Origin of the sequence: Kitasatospora sp. NPDC059462 (genome assembly GCF_042749955.1) — a bacterium.
Taxonomy (GTDB): Bacteria; Actinomycetota; Actinomycetes; order Streptomycetales; family Streptomycetaceae; genus Kitasatospora.
Genome location: NZ_JBHYUU010000281.1, coordinates 1 through 7435, shown reverse-complemented (window position 1 = coordinate 7435; position 7435 = coordinate 1). Strand labels below are relative to the sequence as shown.

Here is a 7435-nt window from a genome sequence, read left to right as displayed (position 1 = left end):
ACCCCCCACAGGGGGCGTGGGGGCCGCGGCTCCCCGCGCGCCCCCCACCCCTCTCCCGTCTCCCCGTGCGGTCAGACCACCTGGTGCAGCCAGCGCACCGGAGCGCCCTCCCCGGCGTACCGGAAGGGCTCCAGCTCGTCGTCCCAGGGCTTGCCGAGCATCATGGCGATCTCCGCCTCCAGGTCCGCCCCCTCGCTGCGCGCGCGGCGCAGGACGGCCCGCAGCCGGTCCTCGGGGATCAGGATGTCCCCGTGGATGCCGGTGACGGCGTGGAAGATGCCGAGCGCGGGCGTGCTGCTGTACCGCTCGCCCTCGGCGGCGGCGCAGGGCTCGCTGGTGACCTCGTAGCGCATCAGCTGCCAGCCGCGCAGCGCGGAGGCGAGCTTCGAGGCCGTACCGGGCTCGCCCTGCCAGGAGAGCTCGGCACGCCAGTGCCCGGGCGCGGCCGGCTGGCGGATCCAGTCCAGGCTCACCCGCACGCCGAGCACCCCCGCGACGGCCCACTCGACGTGCGGGCACAGCGCGCGGGGCGCGGAGTGGATGTACAGGACTCCACGTGTCGTCACCGGGACCTCCAGGCTGTGGACGAGGGTCGCCTTCCCCAGCTGCCTCGTGTTCGTGCCCGTAGTTGATCCGCAGTTACCCACGTTAGCCGACATTAAGCCACTAAATTGAGCAAAACGGACAGGCTTTCGCTCAATGCTAGTCGAATCCGCAACGAGGTCCACCCCTCGGTCGGATCTCTCCCCCGAACGGCCCCATCGCCGGGCGTGACCACCGTACCGCGCCGCCCCGCAGCAGGGATGACGCACTTTCGGATTGGGCCGGAATGCGGTAGTGCGGCCGGCGCCCCTCCGCCGGGTACGCAAACCGCCCCGCGCCGGCCGGGGCCGGTGCGGGGCGGTCGGGCGTGACCGGGCGTCAGCCGTCGAGGCGGACCACCATCTTGCCGGTGTTGGCACCGCGCAGCATGCCGAGGAAGGCGTCCAGCGCGCTGTCGATGCCCCGGGTCCGCGTCTCGCGGTACTTGAGTTCGCCCGAGCGCACCCACGCCGAGACCTCCTCGACGAACTGCGGCCGGAGGTCCTGGTGGTCATTGACGAGCAGGCCCTCGATGCGGAAGCGCTTGGCGATGATCTGCGCGAGGTTGCGCGGCGCCGGGGTGGGCTCGGTGGCGTTGTACTGCGAGATCATGCCGCACACGACGATACGGCCGTGCAGGTTGATCGCCTCGATGGCGGCTTCCAGGTGCTCGCCGCCCACGTTGTCGAAGTACACGTCGATGCCGTCGGGAGCCGCGGCCAGGAGCTGCTCGGCGACCGGGCCGTTCTTGTAGTTGAACGCGGCGTCGAACCCGTACTCCTTCACGAGGAGCTCGACCTTCTCGTCCGAGCCGGCGGAACCGATCACCCGCGCCGCGCCCTTCAGCTTGGCGATCTGGCCGACGATGCCGCCCACGGCGCCCGCAGCGCCGGACACGAACACCACGTCGCCGGCCTTGATCCCGGCGATCCGGGTCAGCCCCGCGTACGCGGTCAGGCCCGGCATGCCCAGCACGCCCAGGTAGGTCGAGAGCGGCGCGGCGTCCGGGTCCACCTTGACGGCCGCCCGGGCGTCGAGGGTCGCGTACTCGCGCCACCCGTGGAAGTGGAGGACGTGGTCGCCCACGGCGAAGCCCTCGGCCCGCGAGGCGACGACCTGACCGATCGCGCCGCCCAGCATGGGCTTGCCCAGTTCGTACGGCTCCGCGTAGGACTTGCGCGCCGACATCCGGCCGCGCATGTAGGGGTCGACCGACAGGTGGGTGTTGCGGACCAGGACCTCGCCCGGGCCCGGGGTGCGGACCGGCGCCTCGACGAGGGCGAAGTCGGCCGGGACCGGCCAGCCCTCGGGGCGGGCGGCGAGGTGCCACTCGCGGGCGGTGGCGGGTGCTTCCGGCGCGGTCGGCTCGGCCATGGTGATCTCCCACGTGAAAGGTTGAGTCGGTGAAGTAACAATGGGCATGAAAAGTTCACGTTGTCAAATGTTCAGGTAGACTGGTGACCATGAACGCCCAGCCGCCCCGGGACACCGCGCCGCAGGCCGACGAGATCACCCGCGAGGTCGTCGATCTCATGGCCAACCTGGTCGCGCTCTTCCACCGCGAGTACGAGGAGGCCGCCGCCGCCCGCTCGCTCACCGGAGCGCAGGCCAAGGTCCTCGCCCTGCTGCGGCGCGGCCCGATGCCCATGCGCCAGATCGCCCAGACGCTCAGCTGCGAGCCCTCCAACATCACCGGCATCGTCGACCGGCTGGAGACCCGCGGCTTCGTCACCCGCCAGCCCGACCGCCAGGACCGCCGGGTCAAGCTGGTCGCCACCACCGACACCGGCAGCACCGCCTCCGAGGAACTGCGCGAGTCGCTGAACTTCGCCCGCGAGCCGCTCGCGGCGCTCGGCCCGGAGGAGCGGACCCAGCTGCGCGACCTGCTCCGGCGGATGCTCGCCGGCGCCTCCGGACCGGGGGCGTGAGGAGCATCACAGCACCGGCCGCCGAATTGGCGGCCGATCGGAGGTAACCGAACACTCCCCCGAAACGTCTAACGTTCGGACAACCGGCACCCGCCCCGCGACCAGGCGGTACGGGTGGGGCCGGAGAGCGGAAAACGGGGGGACGGGAAGGATGAGCAGCAGCTCGCGCCGTCGGCGTGTCATACGGACCGTCATAGGACTCGCCGCCGTCCTGGTGCTGTCCGTGGCCGGGGCGGGGGCGTGGTTCTACCACCGGCTCGACACCAACATCACCACCTTCGACGCCGGCGGCGTCGCCACCGAACGCCCGCCCGCGCCCGTGCCGGTCACGCCGGGCGCCTCGGTGCCGGTCAACGTCCTGCTGCTCGGCTCGGACACCCGCAACGACGGCAACGCCGACCTCGGCGGCGGCGACGAGGGCGTCGGCCACTCCGACACCGCGATCCTCTTGCACATCTACGCCGACCACAAGCACGCCGTCGGCGTCTCCATCCCCCGCGACACCCTGGTCACCGTCCCGTCCTGCCGGCTGCCCAGCGGCGACTGGACCAAGCCGCGGACCAACCAGATGTTCAACGAGGCCTTCACCGTCGGCGAATCCGCCCAGGGCAACCCGGCCTGCACCCAGAACACCGTCGAGGCCCTCACCGGCCTGCGCATCGACCACACCATCGTGGTCGACTTCAAGGGCGTCGCGGCGATGACCGAGGCCATCAACGGCGTGGACGTCTGCGTCCCCAACGACGTCAACTCGCACAACATCAAGCTCAAGAAGGGCCAGCAGAAGATATCCGGCCAGCCCGCCGTCGACTACCTGCGCGCCCGCTACGGCTTCGGCGACAACTCCGACATCGGCCGGATGAAGCGTCAGCAGGCCTTCCTCTCCTCCATGATCCGCAAGATCCAGTCCCAGGGCTTCTCGCTGCCGACCCTGCTCCCGCTCGCCGACGCCGCGACCCGCTCGCTCACCGTCGACGAGGGCCTGGGCACCGCGATGAAGCTGGTCGACTTCGCCCAGTCGCTGCAGCAGATCAAGCTCTCCGACATCACCTTCGTCACCGCCCCCTGGCGGTTCTCCACCGTGCAGAAGGGCCGGATCGACCTCGTCCACCCCGACGTCGACACCCTGTGGCAGCTGCTGCGCGAGGACCGCACCCTGGACGGCCAGGCCACCGGCGAGCTGCCCGGGGCAGCGAGCGCGAGCACCGCCCCCGCCACCTCCGAGCCCTCCCCCGCCGCCTCCCCGCTCACCGCCGAACAGCTCGCCACCCCGGTCACCGTGGTCAACGGCGTCGGCACCGACGGACTCGCCGGCCGCGGCTCGGCGGCGATCCGCGCCCAGGGCTTCCAGAACGTCGCGCTCGGCCAGACCACGGGCGGGCGGCTGCGCACCGAGATCGCCTACGACCCGCCGTTCAAGGCCGTCGCCGACCAGCTCGCCCCGCTCTTCCCGGGCTCCCGGATGACCGAGGAGCCGGGCTCCGAGGGCATCACCGTCACCCTCGGCCGTGACTACCACCCCACCGCCACCGCCACCGCCACCGCCGGCCCCGCCACCGGAGCCCCCGCGGTCCCCTTCGCCGCGTCCGCGGAGCCCACCGGGCCGCTGCCCACCGACGTCCCCACCGGCATAGCCGAGAACAGCCGCACCGCGGACACCGACCCCTGCAGCAACCTCACCTAGCCGCCGACGGTGCAGGACCGCCGGGCCCGGCTCGGACCGGGTCCGGCAACCCGGTGACGACGGCGGTGAGCCGGGTGCCGGGCGGGAAGGCGCCGGCCGCGGTGAGGCCGTACAGGGCCGCCAGCGTCTTCGCCACGTAGCGGCGCTCCAACCCGATGCCGTGCCGCCGCTCGAAGCCGGCCGCGAACTCCTCCAGCGCGGCCGGCACCCGCCCGTAGCCGCCGCCGTGGTGCCCGTGGTCGATCCGCCAGCCGTCGAACTCCCGCCCGTAGGCCTCCCGGTGCAACCGGGTCACCTCGCCCTCCAGGTAGCCCTCGCCGCCGCGCAGCACCGCCACGCCCAGCGCCCGCGCCCCCGGCGGCAGCCCGGCCGCGATCCCGGCCAGCGTGCCGCCGGTGCCGACCGGGCAGCAGACCACGTCCCGCGCCCCGAGCCCCGCCAGCTCCGCCACCACCGCCTGCGCACCGCGCGCGGCGAGCGCGTTGGAGCCGCCCTCGGGCAGCACCAGGCACGGCCCCCAGCGCCGTCGCAGCTCCGCCTCCCCGGCTCCGGCCACGCCCCCGCCGGCCACCCGCCCGGCCGCCTCGCGGTACGCGGCCCGGGAGAGGAACACCAGCTCCATCCCGGCCTCCTCGGCGGCCCGCAGCGACCAGTTCCGCGGCGCCCCGGCCAGCTCCTCGCCGCGCACCAGCCCGACGCTCGACAGCCCCAGCGCCCCCGCCGCCAGCGCCACCGCCCGCAGGTGCGTCGAGTACGCCCCGCCGAAGGTCACCAGCCGCCGGTGCCCCTCACGCACCGCCAGCTCCAGATTGGGCCCCAGCTTGCGCCACTTGTTCCCCGGCACCAGCGGGTGCACCAGATCGTCCCGCTTCAGCTGCAGCTCCACCCCGGCCCGCTCGAACACCTCGTCGACACACTCGACCAGCGGAGTCGGCACACGCGGAGCTTCAAGCACCCGCCCAGAATACGGAGCACCCGGCTCCTCGTCCCCGCCCCTCCCCGTCGGCCGGGGCGTCATCGTCCGGGTGAAACCCTGGCGCGTCGCGGCGTGGCAGCAGGCCCGATCCCCTAGGGTTTTCCCAGCCAGGGGGCCGCTCGCACGGGTACGGAGGGTGGGGCGGGTGGGACTCGAACCCACGACCAAGGGATTATGAGTCCCCTGCTCTAACCGGCTGAGCTACCGCCCCGGTTCGCAGTGCGCGACGGCAGGCCGGTCGCGGCAGCAGCAGACGGCCCCGAAAGGCCGTCCCGGGCAGCATAGCCGGTCGATCACCCGTGGTGCGCGCCGGGGGCGCACACGGGTGCGCGCGCAGGGGCGGGCGGACGGCGGTGGCGCGGGGCGGGCCGGACTGGTAGATCTTGGTCGCGAACGGCGGAACGCGTGAACGGCCGCTCCCGCCCCGAGGACGAGACGGAGCCCCGGATGCCCTCCCGCCCGGCCCGGACCGCGCGCGCCGCCAGGACGGCCGCGGCGGCGGCGCTGCTGCTGGCCGCCGCGATCGCGTGCGGCGCGGGACAGGGCGGCGGACGGACCGCGGTGGTGGCCCCGCAGAACCCCGCCTGGGACCGGGTCGGCACGCTGTCGGTGCACACCGCGCAGGGGCCCCGGGCGTGCACGGCGAGCGTGGTGCAGAGCCCGCGGCGCAATCTGCTGGTGACCGCCGCGCACTGCGTGGAGAACCACCGGGTCGGCCTGCTGGACGGCCTGGTGTTCACTCCCGGCTACCGCAACGGCTACTCACCGTACGGGAGTTGGCCGGTGAAGAGGGTCACCGTCGATCCCCGCTGGTCCGCCGACGCCGATCCCGAGTACGACGTGGCGTTCGTCACCGTGGGCCCGGCGGGCGGGCGGCAGGTCGAGGACGCGGTCGGCGGCAACCCGCTCGGCACCGACCAGGGCTTCGGCCTGGCGGTCTCGGTCACCGGCTACCCCAACGAGCGCGACGAGCCGATCACCTGCTCGGGCCTGACCGTCTCGCAGAGCCCGACCCAGGAGCGGTTCGACTGCGCCGGCTACACGGACGGCACCAGCGGCAGCCCCTGGCTCACCACGAACGGCCGGGTGATCGGCGTGATCGGCGGCTACCAGGAGGGCGGCGAGACGCCGGGCACCTCGTACAGCGTCACCTTCGACGAGCGGGTCGCCGAGCTCTTCCAGCAGGCCGTGGCGTGACCCGGCTCACGCCGGGCGGGCGACCCCGGAGCGGCCCGGGCAACACGAAGGCCCCCCGGTCTACCGAGGGGCCTTCGCTCTGAGCAGTCACCGGGCGGACCCGGCGCAGCTCCCGCATTTGGACTCGAACCAAAAACCTGCCGGTTAACAGCCGGCTGCTCTGCCAATTGAGCTATGCGGGATCGCGGTACACAACTCCCGTACCACGCAAGGACGCCGGACCCGAGGGCCCGCCACCCGAGCTCCCCCAATTGGACTCGAACCAATAACCTGCCGATTAACAGTCGGCTGCTCTGCCAATTGAGCTATGGGGGATCGAGCTTCCCGCTCCGGCCCCCGGTCTCCCGGGCTCCTCGGCGCTCGCTGCGGGACATACATTAGCGCACTCGGGGGGGTGGTCCGCCAATCGCTTTCCCCGGCCGCCGCCGGACGACCCCGCCCGGCGCGTTCCCCGCGCGCCCGGCGCCCCGTCCGTGGATGCTGGGGGCACCGAAGGTTCACCGTCCCGGCAGACGGGGTAGGGCAATGCGGCAATGGCCGCCAGGAGAGGGTGGAATCCGACCATGTGGAAGCTGTCGTTCGGTGTCGGACTCGCGACGGGCTACGTCCTGGGCACGCGGGCGGGGCGCCGGCGCTACGAGCAGATCGCCAGGGTGACCCGGCAGGTCGCCCAGAACCCCACGGTGCAGGGCGCCGCCGAGAAGGCCCGGCAGCAGGCCGGCGCGGTCGCCGGGAAGGCCGCCGGCGCCGTGGCCGGCAAGGTCGGCGACCGGCTGCCGAACTCGGTCACCGACCGGGTGCCGTACTTCAACCGGGCCAGGAGCGAGGACGACAGCTGGGGCACCTACCGGCCCTGACCGCCGTCCCGCGCCCCGGCCTCCCGGACCTCTTAGCGGCCCTCCGTGACGGGCGGGTGACGGCGGGGTGAAGGCCGGCCGGACACGGGCGTGCGGGGGGGGGGCCCCCCCGGGCACCAAAGCCCCGCCCCGGCGCGCCCCGCCCCCCCCCGCCGGCAGCTGACGACCAAGGCCACCCCCCGGGGGGGCGAAACGCAGGACCGGGCCCCCC

7 protein-coding genes and 3 tRNA genes are annotated in these 7435 nt (G+C 73.4%); 4 read left to right on the top strand and 6 right to left on the bottom strand.

Features of this window, described 5'->3' with window-relative positions:
- Positions 1–71: 71 nt before the first annotated feature.
- Together ACFXAM_RS36635 and ACFXAM_RS36630 are read right to left on the bottom strand one after the other, a co-directional pair.
- The gene (locus ACFXAM_RS36635) at positions 72–566 is read right to left on the bottom strand and encodes a DUF3145 domain-containing protein (RefSeq protein WP_380298012.1); all 495 of its coding nucleotides are present in this window, start codon (positions 564–566) and stop codon (positions 72–74) included.
- 355 nt (positions 567–921) lie between these two features.
- Positions 922–1956, bottom strand: coding sequence for an NADP-dependent oxidoreductase (locus ACFXAM_RS36630; RefSeq protein ID WP_380298010.1), 1035 nt, complete (start codon positions 1954–1956; stop codon positions 922–924).
- Positions 1957–2045: 89 nt separating this feature from the next.
- Between ACFXAM_RS36630 and ACFXAM_RS36625 the strand changes: the two genes are divergently transcribed.
- Both ACFXAM_RS36625 and ACFXAM_RS36620 read left to right on the top strand, forming a co-directional pair.
- Complete coding sequence (locus ACFXAM_RS36625; RefSeq protein WP_380298009.1) at positions 2046–2510, top strand: MarR family winged helix-turn-helix transcriptional regulator; 465 nt, start codon at positions 2046–2048, stop codon at positions 2508–2510.
- 151 nt (positions 2511–2661) lie between these two features.
- Positions 2662–4194: an LCP family protein gene (locus ACFXAM_RS36620; protein ID WP_380298007.1), complete on the top strand. Its 1533-nt coding sequence runs from the start codon at positions 2662–2664 to the stop codon at positions 4192–4194.
- Here ACFXAM_RS36620 and ACFXAM_RS36615 read toward each other — a convergent pair.
- Complete coding sequence (locus ACFXAM_RS36615) at positions 4187–5131, bottom strand: 1-aminocyclopropane-1-carboxylate deaminase/D-cysteine desulfhydrase (protein WP_380298005.1); 945 nt, start codon at positions 5129–5131, stop codon at positions 4187–4189. The genes ACFXAM_RS36620 and ACFXAM_RS36615 overlap by 8 nt on opposite strands.
- Before the next feature lie 176 nt (positions 5132–5307).
- A tRNA-Ile gene (locus tag ACFXAM_RS36610) sits at positions 5308–5381 on the bottom strand.
- Between the two features lie 236 nt (positions 5382–5617).
- On the opposite strand from ACFXAM_RS36610, the gene ACFXAM_RS36605 reads away from it, so the two are divergent.
- A complete protein-coding gene (locus ACFXAM_RS36605) occupies positions 5618–6367 on the top strand; it encodes a trypsin-like serine peptidase (protein ID WP_380298003.1) in 750 nt (249 codons plus the stop codon).
- A 109-nt stretch (positions 6368–6476) separates the two neighbouring features.
- Here ACFXAM_RS36605 and ACFXAM_RS36600 read toward each other — a convergent pair.
- Positions 6477–6549, bottom strand: a tRNA-Asn gene (locus ACFXAM_RS36600).
- A 60-nt stretch (positions 6550–6609) separates the two neighbouring features.
- A tRNA-Asn gene (locus tag ACFXAM_RS36595) sits at positions 6610–6682 on the bottom strand.
- A gap of 248 nt (positions 6683–6930) precedes the next feature.
- Between ACFXAM_RS36595 and ACFXAM_RS36590 the strand changes: the two genes are divergently transcribed.
- Complete coding sequence (locus tag ACFXAM_RS36590; RefSeq protein ID WP_380298001.1) at positions 6931–7224, top strand: hypothetical protein; 294 nt, start codon at positions 6931–6933, stop codon at positions 7222–7224.
- Positions 7225–7435 lie beyond the last annotated feature (211 nt).